Annotated in this window: 17 protein-coding genes; 9 read left to right on the top strand and 8 right to left on the bottom strand. The window is 66.9% G+C overall.

Going from position 1 to position 18,292, the window contains the following annotated elements:
- Window positions 1-57 precede the first annotated feature (57 nt).
- Window positions 58-2,457 (top strand): MASE3 domain-containing protein, encoded by a 2,400-nt coding sequence (locus ASE11_RS20395; protein ID WP_056275878.1) that lies wholly within the window; start codon window positions 58-60, stop codon window positions 2,455-2,457.
- 74 nt (window positions 2,458-2,531) lie between these two features.
- Here the strand turns inward: ASE11_RS20395 and ASE11_RS20400 are convergent, their stop codons facing one another.
- Complete coding sequence (locus tag ASE11_RS20400; RefSeq protein ID WP_056275881.1) at window positions 2,532-3,305, bottom strand: TOBE domain-containing protein; 774 nt, start codon at window positions 3,303-3,305, stop codon at window positions 2,532-2,534.
- Between the two features lie 74 nt (window positions 3,306-3,379).
- Between ASE11_RS20400 and modA the strand changes: the two genes are divergently transcribed.
- The 3 genes from modA to modC are packed head-to-tail and all read left to right on the top strand — an operon-like array spanning window position 3,380 to window position 5,919.
- Window positions 3,380-4,126, top strand: a complete 747-nt coding sequence (gene modA, locus ASE11_RS20405) for a molybdate ABC transporter substrate-binding protein (RefSeq protein ID WP_056275884.1) — start codon at window positions 3,380-3,382, stop codon at window positions 4,124-4,126.
- Window positions 4,127-4,132: 6 nt separating this feature from the next.
- The gene (modB, locus tag ASE11_RS20410) at window positions 4,133-4,816 is read left to right on the top strand and encodes a molybdate ABC transporter permease subunit (protein WP_056275889.1); all 684 of its coding nucleotides are present in this window, start codon (window positions 4,133-4,135) and stop codon (window positions 4,814-4,816) included.
- Window positions 4,813-5,919 carry a molybdenum ABC transporter ATP-binding protein gene (modC, locus tag ASE11_RS20415; protein ID WP_056275892.1) on the top strand — a complete coding sequence of 369 codons (1,107 nt, stop codon included), beginning with the start codon at window positions 4,813-4,815 and terminating at the stop codon, window positions 5,917-5,919. The genes modB and modC overlap by 4 nt, the downstream gene beginning before the upstream one ends.
- Window positions 5,920-5,929: 10 nt before the next feature.
- Here modC and ASE11_RS20420 read toward each other — a convergent pair whose 3' ends face one another.
- Window positions 5,930-6,187, bottom strand: coding sequence for a PsiF family protein (locus ASE11_RS20420; protein ID WP_056276448.1), 258 nt, complete (start codon window positions 6,185-6,187; stop codon window positions 5,930-5,932).
- Window positions 6,188-6,296: 109 nt separating this feature from the next.
- Window positions 6,297-6,701 carry a DUF3597 domain-containing protein gene (locus ASE11_RS20425; protein ID WP_056275896.1) on the bottom strand — a complete coding sequence of 135 codons (405 nt, stop codon included), beginning with the start codon at window positions 6,699-6,701 and terminating at the stop codon, window positions 6,297-6,299.
- 291 nt (window positions 6,702-6,992) lie between these two features.
- On the opposite strand from ASE11_RS20425, the gene kdpA reads away from it, so the two are divergent.
- Genes kdpA through kdpE form a run of 5 tightly spaced genes read left to right on the top strand, consistent with a single transcriptional unit; the run spans window position 6,993 to window position 14,870 of the window.
- Entirely contained in the window at window positions 6,993-8,714 is a 1,722-nt protein-coding gene (gene kdpA / locus ASE11_RS20430; RefSeq protein WP_056275900.1) for a potassium-transporting ATPase subunit KdpA, read from the top strand.
- 10 nt (window positions 8,715-8,724) lie between these two features.
- Window positions 8,725-10,791, top strand: coding sequence for a potassium-transporting ATPase subunit KdpB (gene kdpB / locus ASE11_RS20435; RefSeq protein ID WP_056275904.1), 2,067 nt, complete (start codon window positions 8,725-8,727; stop codon window positions 10,789-10,791).
- Window positions 10,792-10,808: 17 nt separating this feature from the next.
- Window positions 10,809-11,450, top strand: a complete 642-nt coding sequence (gene kdpC, locus ASE11_RS20440; RefSeq protein ID WP_056275907.1) for a potassium-transporting ATPase subunit KdpC — start codon at window positions 10,809-10,811, stop codon at window positions 11,448-11,450.
- A gap of 19 nt (window positions 11,451-11,469) precedes the next feature.
- Entirely contained in the window at window positions 11,470-14,181 is a 2,712-nt protein-coding gene (locus ASE11_RS20445; protein WP_056275910.1) for a DUF4118 domain-containing protein, read from the top strand.
- Window positions 14,178-14,870 carry a two-component system response regulator KdpE gene (kdpE, locus tag ASE11_RS20450; protein WP_056275913.1) on the top strand — a complete coding sequence of 231 codons (693 nt, stop codon included), beginning with the start codon at window positions 14,178-14,180 and terminating at the stop codon, window positions 14,868-14,870. The genes ASE11_RS20445 and kdpE overlap by 4 nt, the downstream gene beginning before the upstream one ends.
- A gap of 84 nt (window positions 14,871-14,954) precedes the next feature.
- Here kdpE and ASE11_RS26015 read toward each other — a convergent pair whose 3' ends face one another.
- The 5 genes from ASE11_RS26015 to ASE11_RS20470 are packed head-to-tail and all read right to left on the bottom strand — an operon-like array spanning window position 14,955 to window position 18,232.
- Complete coding sequence (locus ASE11_RS26015) at window positions 14,955-15,119, bottom strand: hypothetical protein (RefSeq protein ID WP_321166270.1); 165 nt, start codon at window positions 15,117-15,119, stop codon at window positions 14,955-14,957.
- Complete coding sequence (locus ASE11_RS20455) at window positions 15,106-15,918, bottom strand: molybdate ABC transporter substrate-binding protein (protein WP_082585896.1); 813 nt, start codon at window positions 15,916-15,918, stop codon at window positions 15,106-15,108. Before ASE11_RS20455 ends, ASE11_RS26015 begins: the two co-directional genes overlap by 14 nt.
- A gap of 6 nt (window positions 15,919-15,924) precedes the next feature.
- On the bottom strand, window positions 15,925-16,737 hold the full coding sequence (locus ASE11_RS20460) for an extracellular solute-binding protein (RefSeq protein ID WP_056275915.1): 813 nt from the start codon (window positions 16,735-16,737) through the stop codon (window positions 15,925-15,927).
- Window positions 16,737-17,498, bottom strand: coding sequence for an ATP-binding cassette domain-containing protein (locus ASE11_RS20465; RefSeq protein WP_056275919.1), 762 nt, complete (start codon window positions 17,496-17,498; stop codon window positions 16,737-16,739). Before ASE11_RS20465 ends, ASE11_RS20460 begins: the two co-directional genes overlap by 1 nt.
- On the bottom strand, window positions 17,495-18,232 hold the full coding sequence (locus ASE11_RS20470; RefSeq protein ID WP_056275922.1) for an ABC transporter permease: 738 nt from the start codon (window positions 18,230-18,232) through the stop codon (window positions 17,495-17,497). Before ASE11_RS20470 ends, ASE11_RS20465 begins: the two co-directional genes overlap by 4 nt.
- Window positions 18,233-18,292: the final 60 nt, after the last annotated feature.

The raw sequence follows: 18,292 nt of genomic DNA on the forward strand, positions 1-18,292 counted from the left end.
ACGTCCCATTCAGAGCAGGATCCATGAAAATAGAGTCTCATCTGAAGGCGCATCCGAATGACGACTGTTGAAGTCCGAGGAAACAAAGAACCACTGAGCACTTGGATCATCTGCGGTGTTGCGGTGCTGGGCTTGCTGTTGTTGATGATGACGCACCCTGGAATGTCACCCGTGTGGCTGACTTCGCGCATGCTGGCAGTTCATACCATTCTGGAGCTGTTCGCCATTCTGATTTCGGGTCTGGTTGTCGCCTCAGCGTGGCACACCTTGGATCGAGCCAAACAGTCCAATGCACAGGTGTTCATCGTCGGCTTTCTGGTGGTGATGGCCTGTGACGTGATGCACGTGCTGACCTACAAGGGAATGCCTGCGTTCGTCACGGAAAGTTCCACGCCGCAAGCCATCTTCTTCTGGCTGATGGGCCGCAGCGCGGAGATGCTCACACTTGCCGCAATTGCATTCTCGGTCGTTCTGAATTGGTCTCACCTCGCGTCTCTTGCGGTGGCGTTGATGATCGCGTCCGGGCTGGTTCTGTTCGGTTCCTTTGGGCTGGAGTATTTCCCGGCCACCTTTGTGCAAGGCAAGGGCGTCACGCCGTTCAAGGCCGGCTACGAATACGTGTTGTCCGCCAGCAACTTTGCACTCGCGCTGATGTTGTGGCGTCAAGCTCGCCGCGAAGCCTCGAAAGAGAAGCGATTGTTGGGGCTCTCCAGCTTCCTCATGGGACTGGGCGGGATGGCCTTCACGCAGTACACCGCGCCATCAGACATTCAAAACATTGCAGGCCACCTCTACAAGGTGGCGGCCTATGCCTTGCTGTACCGCGCTATTTTCATCACCAGCATCCGGGCGCCCTTTGACGCCTTGCAGGCCTCCGAGGCTGTGATCCGCAAGAACCAGGAGCGCATGCGCACCTTGGGAGCGAACCTGATCAATTCAGTGATTTACCAGGTGACCAGATCCCCCGATGGTGACCTGCGCTACACCGAGGTATCGGACTCGATCGAGCGCATTTGTGGTGTGAGCGCCGCCGAGTTGCATGAGCAGCCCAAGCGGTGGGCGCAAATGGTCATCAAGGAGGATCAGCGTTTAATTCAGGCGGCTGAGAAAAGTTCGCTGGAATCCCTGTGCAACTTTGACGTCGTGGTGCGCATGCTGCGTGGCGATGGCACGCAGCGGCACATGCACTTTGTGGCCGCGCCGCGCAGGCGTGATGATGGCGCGATTGTCTGGGACGGCGTTGCGACGGACATCACCGAGCGGATCGAGGCTGATGAGAGGCGCAAGACGCTGGAAGCGCAACTCAACCAAGCACAGAAGATGGAGTCTATCGGCACGCTCGCGAGTGGTATTGCCCACGATTTCAACAACGTGCTCGCTGCCATCTTGGGCAACGCGAACATGGCAATAGAGGATGTCCAGCGCGGCGAGAAGGGTGAAGCGCTGGTTGGTCTGGCCCAGATTCGCAAGTCGGGCTCAAGGGCGCGTGCCCTTGTCAACCAGATACTGAGCTTCGGGCGGCGTGAGGCATTGTTTCGCAGCGTTCAGCCTGTGCGGCCGATCATCGAAGAGGCAATCACGCTGCTGCGCTCCACCATTCCCCGCAACGTGACGCTGGATGAGAGGCTGGATGATCAAAACGCGTGTGCGCTGATTGATCGCACCCAGATCGAGCAGGTGTTGCTCAACCTTTGCACCAATGCCTGGCATGCGATAGGCGACAAGGGTGGGCGGATTGCTGTGAGCAGCTCGTTGGTTTCGGTCAGTGCCACTGCGGCACCGATTGGCGCTTTGCTGCCTGGCAGGTACGTGCAAATCAGAGTCGAGGACAACGGTTGCGGCATGGACGATGCGACTAGACGTCGCATCTTCGAACCTTTCTTCACCACCAAGAGCCCAGGCAAGGGGACAGGTCTTGGATTGTCCGTGGTGCACGGCATCGTCAGCTCTCACGATGGAGCCATCACCCTCGAGTCAAGTTTGGGCCGCGGCACGACATTCGATGTCTTCCTTCCCGCATGTGATTGCCCTCAAGCGTCCGTTGCGTCAGCAGTCCATGAAGGCATGCCCAACGTCATGGGCAACGGTGAGCGCGTTCTTTATGTCGACGATGATGTCGTGATGGCCCTCATGGTCGAACGGTTGCTCAAGCGTGCACGCTTCGATGTCAGCGTGGTGCACGAGCCCAATGTCGCATCCATCCTGCTCAAGGAGCGACCCGACGCTTACGACGTACTGGTCACCGACTACAACATGCCCGGCTTGTCAGGGCTGGAACTGATCCAGGCGGCACGGGTGATTCGCCCAGACTTGCCGGCCATTCTGATTTCCGGATATGTGAGTGAAGAGTTGCGCGAACTGTGTCAACGTCAAAACGTGGGTGTTGTCTTGGAGAAGCAGAAGTCCCTGGATGAGCTGACAGCAGCCATCGAAAGATGCCTTGAAGGCACACGATAGCCGACACCATCCTCTCCACGTTGTATTGGTCGCGAGTCCAAGTGGCACTCCTACTTCACTCCAGTTCGGTCCTCTCAACCCGCAAGCCCAATCACCAGGGCCGCCGGCATCAAAGCCGCCACAGCCACATCTCCCACCCGCCCGTTGAACGGATGCCGCGCAAACCCCACCCAGTGACCCCCACCCTCCAGCGCCAGCACCACCTCGTCTTGCCGGGCACCGGGCGAACAGCGCTCGATGCGGCCGGTGAGTGCGCCAGCGGCAACGTTTGAAGCAGCGAGCGACACCTCCACCGCCGTCGCCTTGCACAAGGCCAGCACGGCCAGCCCCGGCGCCAGGCCCAGCAGATCCGCGCTCTCCTGCGTGATGCTGGACACCAGTTGCGCGCCGCCCGCCGTGGCCAGCGTCACCTCCACCGTCGGGTCGCCCGGGGCGAGTGGTGCGCAGCGCAGCACGCGACAACGCAGCTGGTTGCGCATGCTGGTGCGCAGGCCCAGGCCACCCTCAATGAGGGCACCACCCGCAAAGCGGGCCAGCACCTGCTGGCGTGCGCGGGCCAGCTCGGCGGCGAGTGCGAGCAGTTGCAGTCCATCGGCCGTGATGCGTGCGCCACCGCCGCCCACGCCACCCACGGTGCGCTCCACCAGCGGAACACCGCTGAGGTTGCTCAATGTGTCGATGGCCTGCCACGCGGCCTTGTAGCTGATGCCGACCTGGCGCGCCGCCTGCGAGATGGAGCAGCCGGCGGCCACGTGGCGCAACACGTCCAGGCGTTTGTCGGCGCTGGCATCGGTCAGGGCATGGGGCAGATCGGTAGGCGAGCGAGAGGTGTCTTTTCTGGAGGCCATGGGTTTTGAGGTGCCGTCTATACTCACCGTTATTCCTGATCGGAATAGCGATATTGTTCGAAAGGATCGCTCCGATGTTCGCACGTTCACTGCTGTTTGCATGCCTGTTTTTCATGGCCGGCGCGCTACATGCCGCCGAGACCCAGGTGGCGGTGGCGGCCAACTTCGCCGAGCCCATCAAGGCCATTGGCGCGGTGCTGGAGAAGTCCACCGGCCACAAGCTCAAGATCACGGTGGGCGCCACTGGGCGGCTGTATGCACAGATCAGGAACGGCGCACCGTTCGACGTGCTGCTCTCGGCCGACACCCAAGCGCCCGCGCAGCTGGAGGCCGATGGCCTGGCGCAGCCGGGCACCCGCTTCACCTACTCCACCGGCAAGCTGGTGCTGTGGTCGGCGGACGCGGCCAAGGTGGACGCGCAGGGCGTGGTGCTCAGAAGCGATGAGTTTCGCAAGCTGGCCATCGCCAACCCCAAGACGGCGCCCTACGGCGCGGCGGCGGTGGAGGTGATCAACAAGCTGGGCCTTTCGGCCACGCTCACCCCGAAGCTGGTGCAGGGCGAGAGCATCGGCCAGGCCTACAACTTCGCCTACACCGGCAACGCGCAAGTCGCCTTCGTGGCGATGTCGCAGGTGCTGGAAGGCGGGCGGCTCAAAAGTGGTTCGATGTGGGTGGTGCCGCAACATCTGTACGCACCCATCCGGCAAGACGCGGTGCTGCTGAAAACCGGCGCCAACAACGAAGCAGCGCTGGCGCTCATGAAGCTGCTGCAAAGTCCCAGCATCAAAGACCTCATCCGCTCCTACGGATATGACATCTGACCCGCCGTGTTCCTGACACCTTCCGATCTCCAGGCCATCGGCCTGACGCTGCAAGTGGCCGCGCTCACCACCGGCATCCTGCTGGTGCTGGGCGTGCCGCTGGCCTGGTGGCTGGCGCGCAGCCGCTCGGCGTGGAGTCGGCCAGTGGGTGCGCTGGTGTCGGTGCCGCTGGTGTTGCCGCCGTCGGTGCTGGGTTTTTATCTGCTGGTGCTCATGGGCCCCAACGGCCCGGTGGGTGGGCTCACACAGGCGCTCGGCCTGGGCGTTCTCACCTTCAGCTTCGCGGGCTTGGTGATCGCCTCGGTGTTCTATTCGCTGCCCTTCATGGTGCAGCCGGTCTTGAACGCCATGCAGGCGCTCGGTGAACGCCCGCTGGAAGCCGCGGCCAGCCTGCGCGCCTCCAAGCTGGACACGTTCTTTTCGGTGGTGCTGCCGCTGTGCCGGCCGGGCCTGGTCACCGGGGTCATCATGAGCTTCGCGCACACGGTGGGCGAGTTTGGCGTGGTGCTCATGGTGGGCGGCAACATCCCCGGTGTGACGCGCGTGGTGTCGGTGCAGATCTACGACCACGTGGAGGCGCTGGAGTACAGCGATGCGCACCGCCTGGCCGCAGTGATGCTGGGCTTCTCGTTCCTGGTGCTGCTGGCGCTGCAGCTCTACAACCACCGTCAGCGCAAGGGCCTCGGATGAGCGGTGATCTACAACTCACCGCACGCCTGCAGCGCTCCGGCTTCCTGCTCGACGTGGATCTGCGTCTGCCCGCTCGTGGCGTCTCGGTGCTCTTCGGCCCCTCGGGCTCGGGCAAGACTTCATGCCTGCGCGTGCTCGCGGGGCTGGAGCCCATGGCCCAGGGCGTGGTGCGCGTGGATGGGGAGCTGTGGCAGGACAGCGCGCAACAGGTGATGCTGCCGGTGCACCAGCGCGCGCTGGGCTATGTGTTCCAGGAGGCCAGCCTGTTCGAGCACCTGAGCGTGCGCGACAACCTGATGTTCGGCTTCAAGCGCACGCCGCCTGCCCAGCGCCGCCACGCGTGGGACCACGGCCTGGAACTGCTGGGCATTGCCCACCTGCTGCAACGCAGGCCCCACGAACTCTCCGGCGGTGAGCGCCAGCGCGTGGCGATTGCCCGCGCCCTGGCCACGAGCCCGCGCGTGCTGCTGATGGACGAGCCGCTGGCGGCCATCGACGCGGCGCGCAAGAACGAGATCCTGCCGTGGCTGGAGCAACTGCACGAGCGGCTGGACACCCCCGTGGTGTACGTGACCCACTCCAGCGACGAGCTGGCGCGCCTGGCCGATCACGTGGTGCTGCTCAGCGAGGGCCGCGCGCTGTGCAGCGGGCCGGTGACCGAGCTCATGACGCGGCTGGACATGCCGCTGGCGCGCGGCGACGCGGCCGCCGCCTTGATCGAAGCGCGCGCTGTGGACCATTCGCCTGCCGATTGCCTGAGCGAACTGGCGTTCGACGGCGGGCGCCTGCTGCTGCCGCAAGCCAGCAACGCTGCCCTGCCGAAGGGCACGCCGGTGCGCGTGCGCATTCAGGCGCGCGACGTGAGCCTGTCGCTGCAGGCACCCGAGCACAGCAGCGTGCTCAACGTGCTCAACGCCACGGTGGTCGATGTGGTGGACGACACGCCCGGCCAGGTGTTGGTGGGGCTGCAGCTGCAGCTGGGCCACGGCCCGAGGCCTGTGCGCCTGCTCTCGCGCATCAGCCAGCTCTCCGCGCGCCGCCTGGGCATCGCGCCAGGTCAGGCGGTGTTTGCGCAGATCAAGGGTGTGGCGATGGTGCGTTGAGGCCAGCGCCTCAGCCCGCCGAGCCCACGGCGTCTTTCACGCACTTCTTGGTGAAGCTGTTCTTGGCCGCACCATAGATCTTTTTCTCGACCGCCGCGGCATCACAGGTGGCGGTGGCGTCTTTCTCGCACTTCTTCATGAACGAGGTCTTGGCCGCGCCGGCCAGCTTTTTCTCGGTGGCGGACGCCGTGCAGCTCGCACCTTCGGCAAACGAAGTCAGCGGCAACAGGGCCGCCAGAACCCAGGAACCCAACCAGATGGTGCGCATGCAGATCTCCATGAATGAAAAAATTCATTGAAGGTCAGCCGGCAAACACTGTCAATGCGCCGAGGCGGGTTTGGGGCCCCGCCTCGGGTTCATCCCAGCATCGAAAGTATCAATCGAGCAGTTCCTGGGGGATGTTGCCGCCATTGGCCGCGATGTGCGCCAGCACGTTCTTGTGCAGCCACACATTCATCTTGGCCGAGTCATCCATGAGTTCGTCGGGGCAGTAGAGCTCTTTGGCCAGCTCCTTGCGCGCGGCCAGGCTGCTGTCCATGTCGAGCAGCTTGAGCAGGTCGACGATGGACGTGCGCCAGTTGAGCTTTTGCGGGTTGGCCGCGGCCTTCTTCTCCATCAGGGCGACCACGTCGACCATGGTGATGGAGGCCACAGGCGCGGGTGACGGCGCTGCCGCGGGCGCGGGTGCCGCCGATGGCGCGGGTGCGGCGGCTGGCGGCTGAGGCACCACTTTGGGGGAGCCCATGCCGAGTTTTTCGAGGATGTTGCTGAAGAGACCCATGATTTTCTCCTTGTGGATGGATGGGCGCGCCGGAGTCCGGGTGGCGGCGCGCTGCGCACAAGCATAGGCCATAAAGATGACCGCACGCCGCGTCATCTTGATGCGTTCTTGACACCCACCCCCCAACTCTTGCGCCCGTCTTGACGCCGCCGTTCCTAGCATCGGTGGACTGTCTTGAACGGAGAACCACATGGACTTCATCTACATCGGCCTGGCTGCGGCATGCGGCCTGGCCGTCTGGGGGCTGGCACTCGTCTGCCACCGCCTGCAACCCACCGGTGAGGGGCGTTCATGAGCACCCCTGCATGGCTCCAACTCGCGGCGTTCCTCGCCCTGCTGCTGGCACTGGCCTGGCCACTGGCGCGCGCCATCGATGCGGTGATGGCGGGCCGCTTCGCGCTGGGCCGGCGCATCGAGGCACCGCTGTGGCGCCTGGCAGGCGTGCAACCCGAGCGCGAATCGGGCTGGCTGCGCTACGCGCTCGGCCTGCTGGTGTTCAACGGCCTGGGCGTGCTCGCGGTGTATGCGCTGCAGCGCCTGCAGCATGTGCTGCCGTTGAACCCGCAGGGCTTTGGCGCCGTCACGCCCGACTCGGCCTTCAACACCGCCATCAGCTTCATGAGCAACACCAACTGGCAGGGCTATGGCGGCGAGTCCACATTGAGCTACCTGACCCAGATGCTGGGCCTGACGGTGCAGAACTTTCTCTCGGCCGCCACCGGCATCGTGGTGGTGATCGCGCTGGTGCGCGGCTTCTCGCGCCACTCGGTGAAATCCATCGGCAATGTGTGGGTCGACCTGACCCGCGCCACGCTGTGGGTGCTGCTGCCGCTGTCGCTGGTGCTGGCGGTGTTCTTCGCGGGCCAGGGCGTGATCCAGAACTTCTCGCCCTACACCCCGGTGCACACGCTGGAGGTGGCAGCCGATGGTGCTGCCACGCAGACCCTGGCCATGGGCCCCGTGGCCTCGCAGCTGGCCATCAAGATGGTGGGCACCAACGGCGGTGGCTTCTTCAATGCCAACTCGGCGCACCCCTTCGAGAACCCCACGGCGGTGACGAACTTCGTGCAGATGCTGGCCATCTTCCTGATCCCCGCCGCGCTGTGCTTCGTGTTCGGTCGCATGGTGGGTGACCGCCGGCAAGGCTGGGCGGTGCTGGCCGCAATGACGGTGCTGTTCGTGGCCTTCGTGGTCGCCGCCACCACCTTCGAGCACCAGGGCAACCCGGTGCTGGCCGCGCTCGGCGCGGACCAGGCCACCAGCGCCCTGCAATCCGGCGGCAACATGGAAGGCAAGGAAGTGCGCTTCGGCATCAACGCCTCCAGCCTGTTCGCGGTGATCACCACCGCCGCGAGCTGCGGCGCCGTGATCGCCATGCACGACAGCTTCACGCCACTGGGCGGCATGGTGCCACTGGTGCTGATGCAGCTCGGCGAGGTGGTCTTCGGCGGCGTCGGTGCGGGCCTCTACGGCATGCTGGTGTTCGCCATCATGGCGGTGTTCATCGCCGGCCTGATGATCGGACGCACCCCGGCCTACCTGGGCAAGAAGATCGAGGCGCACGAGATGCGCATGGTGTCCATTGCCATCCTGGTCACGCCCTTGTTGGTGCTCATCGGCGCGGCCGTGGCCGTGATGACCGAGGCCGGTCGCGCCGGCATCCAGGACCCGGGCGCGCACGGCTTGACCGAGGTGCTGTACGCGCTGTCTTCGGCCGCCAACAACAACGGCAGCGCCTTTGCCGGCCTGTCGGCCAACACGCCGTTCTACAACGTGCTGCTCGGCCTGGCGATGGTGTTCGGCCGCTTTGGCGTGATCGTCCCGGTGCTGGCCATGGCCGGCTCGCTTGCGGCCAAGCAACGCGCCAGCGCCACCGACGGCACCCTGCCCACCCACGGCCCGCTGTTCGTGGCCCTGCTGATCGGCACCGTGTTGCTGGTCGGCCTGTTGAACTATGTGCCTGCACTGGCGCTGGGCCCGGTGGCCGAGCACCTGATGCTGTGGGCCCGCTGAAAGAACCAACATGACCCGCACAACCCTGACCCTGTTCGACCCGGCGCTGGTGCGTCCCGCCTTGTTCGACACCCTGCGCAAGCTCGACCCGCGCACGCAGTGGCGCAACCCGGTGATGTTCGTCGTCTACCTCGGCAGCGCATTCACCACTGTGCTGGCCATGCAACAGCCCAACGCATTCACGATTGCGGTGGCGCTGTGGCTGTGGTTCACCGTGCTGTTCGCCAACTTCGCCGAGGCCCTGGCCGAGGGCCGCAGCAAGGCGCAGGCGGCGTCGCTGCGCGGCTTGAAGCGCCAGACCTGGTCCAAGAGGCTCGAAGGAAGCTACGACCGCAACACACCGCGCACGGACATGAAATGGCTGCCACTGGAGGCCGACAACCTGCGCAAGGGTGACATCGTGCTGGTCGAGGCCGGCGACACGGTGCCCGCCGACGGCGAGGTGATCGACGGCGTGGCCTCGGTGGACGAGAGCGCCATCACCGGCGAATCCGCCCCGGTCATCCGCGAATCCGGTGGCGACTTTTCGTCCGTGACCGGCGGCACCCGTGTGTTGTCCGACTGGGTCGTGGTGCGCGTGACGGTGAACCCGGGCGAGACCTTCGTGGACCGCATGATCGCGATGGTGGAAAACGCCAAGCGCCAGAAGACGCCGAACGAGATCGCGCTGACCATCCTGCTGGTGGCACTGACCATCGTGTTCCTCGGCGTCGTCGTCACCTTGCTGCCGTTCTCGCTGTTCAGCGTGCAGGCCAGCGGCGCAGGTGAGCCCGTGAGCCTGGTGGTGCTGGTGGCGCTGCTGGTGTGCCTGATCCCCACCACCATCGCCGGCTTGCTCAGCGCCATCGGCGTGGCGGGCATGAGCCGGCTGATGCAGGCCAATGTGATCGCCACCTCGGGCCGCGCGGTGGAAGCCGCGGGTGACGTGGACGTGCTGCTGCTCGACAAGACCGGCACCATCACCCTGGGCAACCGCCAGGCCAGTGCCTTCCTGCCCGCACCCGGCGTGAGGGAAGCCGATCTGGCCGACGCCGCGCAACTCGCCTCGCTGGCGGACGAAACGCCCGAGGGCCGCAGCATCGTGGTGCTGGCCAAGCAGAAGTTTCAGCTGCGCGAACGCGAGGTCGAGGCCCTGGGGGCGAGTTTCGTTCACTTCACCGCGCAGACACGCATGAGCGGTGTGGACTTGCCGCAGGGTCGCACGCTGCGCAAGGGCGCGGCCGACGCGATCCGCAAGCATGTGGAGTCGCTGGGCGGCGCGTTCCCGGCAGCGCTTCAGGCCTCCGTGGACGAGGTCTCGCGCCGTGGCAGCACACCCCTGGTGGTGAGCGACCGGGAGCGTGCGCTTGGCGTGGTCGAGCTCAAGGACGTGGTCAAGGGCGGCATCAAAGAGCGTTTTGCCGAGCTGCGCCGCATGGGCATCAAGACCGTGATGGTCACCGGCGACAACCGCCTGACGGCTGCAGCCATCGCCGCCGAGGCCGGCGTGGACGATTTCCTGGCCGAGGCCACGCCCGAAGCCAAACTCAAGCTGATCCGCGAGCACCAGGCGCAGGGCCGGCTGGTGGCCATGACCGGCGACGGCACCAACGACGCACCCGCGCTGGCGCAGGCCGACGTGGCGGTGGCCATGAACACCGGCACGCAAGCCGCCAAGGAGGCGGGCAACATGGTCGACCTCGACAGCAACCCGACCAAGCTGATCGAGATCGTGGAGACCGGCAAGCAGATGCTGATGACGCGCGGCGCGCTCACCACCTTCAGCATCGCCAACGACATCGCCAAGTACTTCGCCATCGTGCCCGCCGCGTTCGTCAGCACCTACCCGCAGCTCTCGGCGCTCAACGTGATGCAACTCGCCAGCCCCAACTCGGCCATCCTGTCGGCGGTGATCTTCAACGCGCTGATCATCGTGGCCCTCATCCCGCTGGCGCTCAAGGGCGTGCGCTACCGCGCGGTGGGCGCGGCCTCGCTGCTGCGCCGCAACCTGGCCATCTACGGCCTGGGCGGCATCGTCGTTCCCTTCATCGGCATCAAGGTGATCGATCTGCTGATCTCCGCCGCCGGCTTCGCCTGAATTTCCAAGGACCTGTCATGAACACGAAACTTCCAACCATCCCCAGCGAGCCGGCCTCGCAAGGCCCGGTGCTGCGCCCGGCCCTCGTGCTGTTGGCGGTGCTGACCCTGGTCACCGGCTTGCTTTACCCGCTGCTCGTCACCGGTGTGGCACAGGCGGTGTTTGCGCACCAGGCCAACGGCAGCCTGATCGAGCGCGACGGCCAGCCCGTGGGCTCCGCGCTCATCGGCCAGCCGTTCGCCCAGCCCGAGCACTTCTGGAGCCGCCCGTCCGCCACCGGGCCAATGGCCTACAACGCCGGCGCCTCCAGCGGCTCCAACCTCGGCCCCAGCAGCCCCATGCTGGCTGAGGCGGTGGCAGCTCGCCTCGCTGCGTTGCGCGCCGTCGACCCGGGCAACACCGCGCCCGTTCCCGTGGACCTGGTGACCGCCTCGGCCAGCGGCCTGGACCCGCACATCAGCCTGGCCGCCGCGCGCTACCAGGTGGCGCGCGTGGCCCGCGTGCGTGGCCTGGCGCCCGAAGCGGTGAACGCGCTGGTGGACCAGCACACCGAGCACCGTTTGTTCGGCTTTCTGGGCGAGCCCCGCGTGAACGTGCTGGCGCTGAACCTGGCGCTCGACACAGGTGACAATGCCTCCCACCGGCGCGAACCCTCCTGAAGCGCAGGCCCGACGCCCCATGTCCGAACCCGCCCGCCCCGATCCAGATGCCTTGCTCGCCCAGGTGCAGGAAGCCGAAGCCCGCTCGCGCCGCGGCAGCCTGAAGATCTTCTTCGGCGCATCGGCGGGCGTGGGCAAGACCTACGCCATGCTCTCGGCCGCGCGCGCGGCGCGCTCCCAGGACACACCGGTGACCATCGGCGTGGTCGAGACGCATGGCCGGCCCGAGACCGAGGCGCTGGCGCGCGATCTGCCTCGCCTGCCACTGCGATCGGTGCCCTACCGGGGCCACCAGTTGCACGAATTCGACATCGACGCCGCGCTGGCCTTCGGTGCGCAGCACGAAAACGCCCTGGTGCTGCTCGACGAACTGGCGCACAGCAACGTGGCCGGCTCGCGCCACCCAAAGCGCTGGCAGGACGCCGAAGAGCTGCTGGCCGCGGGCATCGACGTGTGGTCGACGATGAACGTGCAGCACCTGGAGAGTCTCAACGACATCGTCAGCGGCATCACCGGCATCCGCGTCTGGGAGACCGTACCCGACCGCTTCTTTGACGACGCCGACGAAGTGGTGGTGGTGGACCTGCCGCCCGACGAGCTGCTGGAACGGCTCAAGGCCGGCAAGGTCTACCTGCCGCGCGCCGACGACAACCGCGCCGAACGCGCGGCCGCCAACTTCTTCCGCAAAGGCAACCTGCTCGCTCTGCGCGAGCTCGCGCTGCGCCGCACCGCCGACCGGGTGGACGACGAGATGCGCGCCTACCGCGCGGGCAGCGCGGACAAGCCGGTGTGGCCCAACCGCGAGGCATTGCTGGCCGGCGTGGGGCCGGGCGCGCACGCCGAGAAGGTGGTGCGCAGCACCGCACGCATGGCGGCCCAGCTGGACGTGCCCTGGCACGCGGTGCATGTGGAGATTCCCGGTCGGCCCATGGGCGAGGTCGCGCAGCGCGCGCTGCAACTCGCCGAGGGCCTGGGCGCCACCACCGCCACGCTCTCCGCCCCCGACACGGCCACCGCGCTGGTGCGCTACGCGCGCGAGCACAACCTGGCGCGGTTGGTGCTGGGCCGGCGCGCCCGCCGCTGGCCCTGGCAGCGCAGCGTGGCCGACCGCATCGCCGAGCGCGCGGAAGACCTGGACCTGGTGCAGGTCGGCTTGCCCGCGACCACGGCCGCGCGGGCCCGCACCGCGCCCAGCGCTGAACGCGGTGACCTGCCCTGGCGCGGCTACGGCTGGGCCACGGCAGTCTGCGGTCTCACGACCCTGCTGCTCACGCCGCTGCTGGACGTGCTCGAACTCAGCAACATCGTCATGCTGTTCCTGCTGGCCGTGGTGGGCGTGAGCCTGGTCCACGGACGCGGTCCGGCGGTGCTGGCGGCCTTTCTCGGCGTGGCGCTGTTTGACTTCTTTTTTGTGCCGCCGCGCTTCACCTTCGCGGTGAGCGATGTCGAATACCTCGTCACCTTTGGCGTGATGCTGGTGGTGGCGCTGGTCGTGGGCCAGCTCACAGCCGGCCTCAAGCTCCAGGCCGAAGCCGCCACGCAGCGCGAACACCGCGTGCGCAGCCTGTACGACATGTCGCGCGACCTCTCGGCCGCGCTCTTGAACACACAGGTGGCCGAGATCGGTGCGCGCTTTCTCACCGGTGAGTTCGGCGCGCGCTCAGCGCTGCTGGTGGCCGACGAACACGACCGGTTGCAAGCCATGGAAGGCGGCAGCGCGCCGGTGGACACCGCCGTGGCGCAATGGGCCTTCGACCGCGGCGAAGAAGCCGGACGCGGCACCGACACGCTGCCCGCCAGCGCCTGCCTGGTGCTGCCACTGAAGGCCCCGATGCGTGTGCGCGGCGTGCTGGTGGTCGAACCCATCGACTCGCGCGCCTGGGGCATCGAGCAACGCAGGCTGCTGCAGACCTGCGCTTCGTTGCTGGCGATCTCGCTCGAGCGTATCCACTACATCGAGGTGGCCCAGTCCAGCACCGTGCAGATCGAGTCCGAGCGGCTGCGCAACTCGCTGCTGTCGGCCATTTCGCACGACCTGCGCACGCCACTGGCCTCTCTGGTGGGCCTGGCCGATGCGCTCGAGCTCACGCCACCGGCGCTCAGCGAGGCGCAGCGCGAGGTGGCGGGCGCCATGCGCCAATCGGCCCAGCGCATGAACGCGCTGGTGAACAACCTGCTCGACATGGCGCGCCTGCAGGCCGGCGCGGTGCAACTCAACCGCGCCTGGCAGCCGCTGGAAGAGGTGGTGGGCAGCGCGCTGGCCGCCTGCGGCACCCTGCTGACCGGGCGTGACATTCGCGTGGACCTGCCCGATGACCTGCCGCTGCTGCACCTGGACACGGTGCTGATCGAACGCGTGCTGGTGAACCTGCTGGAGAACGCCACCAAGTACACACCGGCGGACAGCAGCATCGAGATCGCTGCGCGCGCGCGCAGCGACACCGTGGCCATCCTGGTGGACGACCACGGCCCCGGCCTGCCCAAGGGCCGCGAGGCGCGCGTGTTCGAGAAATTCGAGCGCGGCCAGCGCGAAAGCGCCACGCCCGGCGTGGGCCTGGGCCTGGCGATCTGCCGCGCCATCGTCGAGGCACACGGTGGCACGATCGAAGGCCACAACCGCGAACACAACGGCGCCGTGCAGGGCGCGCGCTTCGTCATCACCCTGCCCCGCGGCACGCCCCCGGCCGACTTGGGGACCACCACCGCCACCGAGGAAGCGCCCACGCCATGAGCACCGCCGGCAGCCAGATCCTGATCGTCGAAGACGAGGCCCACATCCGCCGCTTCGTGCGCCTCACGCTGGAGGCCGAGGGCCACACCGTGCACGAGGCCGAGAACTACCAGCGTGGCCTGATCGAGGCCGGCACGCGAAGGCCCGACCTGGTGGTGCTCGACCTCGGCCTGCCCGATGGCGACGGCGTGGACCTGATCCGCGAGCTGCGCCAGTGGTCCACCATGCCGGTGATCGTGCTCTCGGCGCGCAGCGCCGAGAGCAGCAAGATCGCCGCACTCGACGCGGGCGCGGACGACTACCTGGTGAAGCCCTTTGGTTCGGGTGAGCTCAGTGCGCGCGTGCGCGCCCAGCTGCGCCGCCACCAGCAGCAGACGCCGGGCGGCGCGCCGCAGATCCACTTCGGCGACGTCCGCATCGACCTGGTGCGGCGCCTGGTCGAGCGCGCGGGCGAGGCGCTGCACCTCACGCCCATCGAATACAAGCTGCTCACGCACCTGGCCTCGCAGCCCGACCGCGTGATCACCCACGCGCAACTGCTCAAGGCGGTGTGGGGCCCGGGCCACCTTGAAGATTCGCATTACGTGCGCGTGCACATGGCCAACCTGCGCAAGAAGATCGAGGCCCAGCCCTCGATGCCGCGCCACCTGATCACCGAGACCGGCATCGGCTACCGCTTCGTGGCCTGAGCGTCGTGGGTGCTCGGCGGCATCGGCGGCTGACCGCCCATGTGCCGACCCGGCGCCTCAGACAGCAACCTCTGCGGGCTCATCTCAACCGATGGTGGTCAACACCTCGTCGAGCCGCTCCACCAGCAGGTCCGCGTGCTCGCGCTGGAAAACCAGCGGCGGGCGGATCTTCAGCACGTTGGCCTGCGCGCCCGTCGCGCTCAGCAGCAGCTCGTGTCGGCGCGGACCCGGATCATCAGGGCTGCCCAAAGCCGTATCGCGCAAACGTGACCTGCGCGGGCGGCGCCAGCAGCGCTTTGGCGAAGGCTTCGGCCGACGCAGGCGCTCCACGCCGCACGGTGAGACCGTACGACGCGCCCACCTGCAAGGCGGCTGGCACTTGCACCACCTTCAGACGCGGCACCTCTTTTTGCGAGGCCACGGCGTTGGTGCAGTAGGTGAGGAACACATCGGCCTGGCCCTGGTCCATCACCCAGGCGTAGGTGCCCTGGCCGGCAGGTGGCTTGGGGGAGTCGGGACCCCCGGTGAGCTTGAGTGCCTTGGCCTCCAGCGCGGCATACGCGCCAGTGCGCACCGTCTCGGCCTTGCGGAACAGCTCCCACGCGTAGTCGCCAGAGGGATCGGCTTTCGGTGTGGAGGTGCCCAGCTTCACGGCCGGGTCGAGCATCGTCTCCAGCAGGTTCTGCGGCGTGGTGTTCACGCTGGCCTGCGTCAGCGCGCACAGGCTGTTGCGCACGAACACGGTGTGCGGCACCCAGCCACCGGCGGCCGCGAGGCGCTGCGGATGCTGCGTGTCGGCCGAGGCGAACACCTGGGCGCCCTCGCCTTTTTCAATGCGCTCGCGCAGCAGGCCCGAAGCGCCGAAGGTCAGCGCGATCTTCTGCCCGGTGCGCGCCTCGTGGTCGCGCGCGATCTCGGTCAGCGCCTCGCGCAGGCTGCCCGCGGCGTATACCTGCAAGGGTTCCTTCATCAGGGGGGTAGCCTCAGGCGAAGCACAGCCGGCCAGCGCAACCAGGGCAACGACCGTCATCAGGCTGCTGCGGCGCATGGCACTTCACTTCGAGGCATTGGGGAAAAACAGTTGCTCGCCACCGATCTTGTAGTTGGCGATGACCGCCTGCCCGGCCGGTCCGGTGACCCAGTCGACGAACTTCTGGCCTTCGGCGGTCTTCACCTGCGGGTGCTTGGCGGCGCTCACCAGCATCACGCCGTACTGGTTGAACAGGCGCTTGTCGCCTTCGACCAGCACCACGAGATCGGCGCGGTTCTTGAAGTTGAGCCAGGTGCCGCGGTCGGCCAGCACGTAGCCGCCGGCGCTGGACGCGATGTTGAGCGCCGGGCCCATGCCGCAGCCGCATTCCTTGTAGCCGGTGCCCTTGTTGGCATCGGTGTCCGTCATCTTCCAGAACCGCAGCTCGGCCGCGTGCGTGCCGCTCTTGTCGCCGCGCGAGATGAAGGATGCGTTGGCCGCAGCCACCTTCTTCATCGCGGCCACGATGTCGTTGCCCCTGACCTGCACAGGGTCGGCCTTGGGGCCGATCAGCACGAAGTCGTTGTACATGACCTCCCGGCGCTTGGCTGCAAAGCCGTCGGCCACGAACTTCTCTTCGGCCAGCTTGTCGTGCACGAAGAGCACGTCGGCATCGCCCCGGCGCGCCATGTCGATGGCTTGGCCCGTGCCGAGGGCAACGACCTTCACGTCGATGCCGCTGACCTTCTTGAATTCGGGCAACAGGTACGAGAACAGCCCCGACTGCTCGGTGGACGTGGTGGAAGCCACCACGATGCTTTGCGCCATGGCACCGGCGCTGGCCAGCAAGGCGGTGCCGAGGGCGGCGGCGAGGGTCAGGCGGCGGAATGCATTCATCAACTTTCTCCTTGGACAAACAAATGGGCCTGCGGGCACAGTGTGCGCAACAGGTCGCGGTTGAAAAAATCGGCCACCGGCAGGTCGGCCAGCAGCCGCCCCTGCTCGAGGTAGATCACGCGGCTGGCCAGGCGCTTGACCTGACCGAGGTTGTGGCTGCTGAACACCAGCGTGGGTGGGCGCTCACCAGACGCTTGTGGGTGTCCCAGCGTGAACTCGGCGATCTGTGCTTCCACCTCGCGTTTGGCATGTGGATCCAGGCTGGCGGTGGGTTCGTCGAGCAGCCACACGTCGGGCCGCAAGGCCCAGGCGCGGGCCAGTGCCACGCGCTGCTGCTGCCCGCCCGAGAGCGCGCGGGCATTGCGCTCGGCAAGGTGGCCCAGCTCCACGCGGTCCAGCGCGGCCAGCGCCAGGGCACGCGTTTCGCGCCAGGCCACGCCCTTGAGCCAGAGCCCGAGCTGGATGTTCAGCCGCACGCTCAGCCGCAGCATGTGGGGTCGCTGAAACAGCATGGCCACGCGCTGCTGGCTCGACGCATGCAGTTCACCACCGCTGATGCGCTGCAGGCTGTGCAGGGTGCGCAGCAGCGTGCTCTTTCCGCTGCCGTTGGCGCCCACCAGTGCCACGCGCTCGCCGGCCTGGATGCGCAGATAGATATCGGCCAGGGCATGCAGCCGTCCGGCGGGGCCCAGGTGCACCTGCACGTTGCGCAGGTCAAAACAGACCGCGGGCACCACTGCGTTGACGGGCAGACCGGTCATGGGGTCACCAGCTTCAGGCGCGTCGCATCGGCGCTGTCGGCACGCTCGCGCCAGCGGCTCACCAGCGACACCAGGGCATTGAGCACCAGCACCACGGCCAGCAGCACCAGGCCCAGGCCCAGCGCCAGTGGCAGATCGCCCTTGCTGGTTTCCAGCGCGATCGCGGTCGTCATGACGCGGGTGAAGCCTTCGATGTTGCCGCCCACGATCATCACCGCGCCCACTTCGGACACCGCGCGGCCAAACGCCGTGAGCAACACGGTGATGAGGGCGTAGCGGTCGTCCCAGGCCAGCAGCAGACTGCGCAGCACCGGCCCCGCACCCAGGGACGAGAGTTGCTCGCCATGGTTGCGGTCGGCGTCTTCCACCACCTGGCGCGTGAGCGCCGTGACCAGCGGCAGCACCAGACAGGCCTGCGCCAGCACCATGGCCTGGAAGCTGAACAACCAGCCGAGGAATCCCAAGGGACCCGAGCGTGACAGCAAGAGATAAATGACCAGACCGACCACCACCGAAGGCACGGCCAGAAACGTGTTGAGCAGGGTGAGCACGGCACCGCGACCCGGGAAACGCGAGACCGCCAGCCAGGCACCCAGCACCAAGCCCAGCCCGCAGGCCAGCAGACACGCCATGGCGCTCACCGACAGGGACCGGCTCACCACCGACCACAGACCCGGATCGCCCGAAACCACCAGTTGCAGTGCGGTGGTGACGCTATCGGAAAAGGTGTTCATGTGGACGCTGAGCATAGGGGAGATACCCCCACGGGCAGCTACGTACTGACGCGGTATGAA

Source organism: Hydrogenophaga sp. Root209 (assembly GCF_001428625.1).
Classification (GTDB): Bacteria; Pseudomonadota; Gammaproteobacteria; order Burkholderiales; family Burkholderiaceae_C; genus Hydrogenophaga.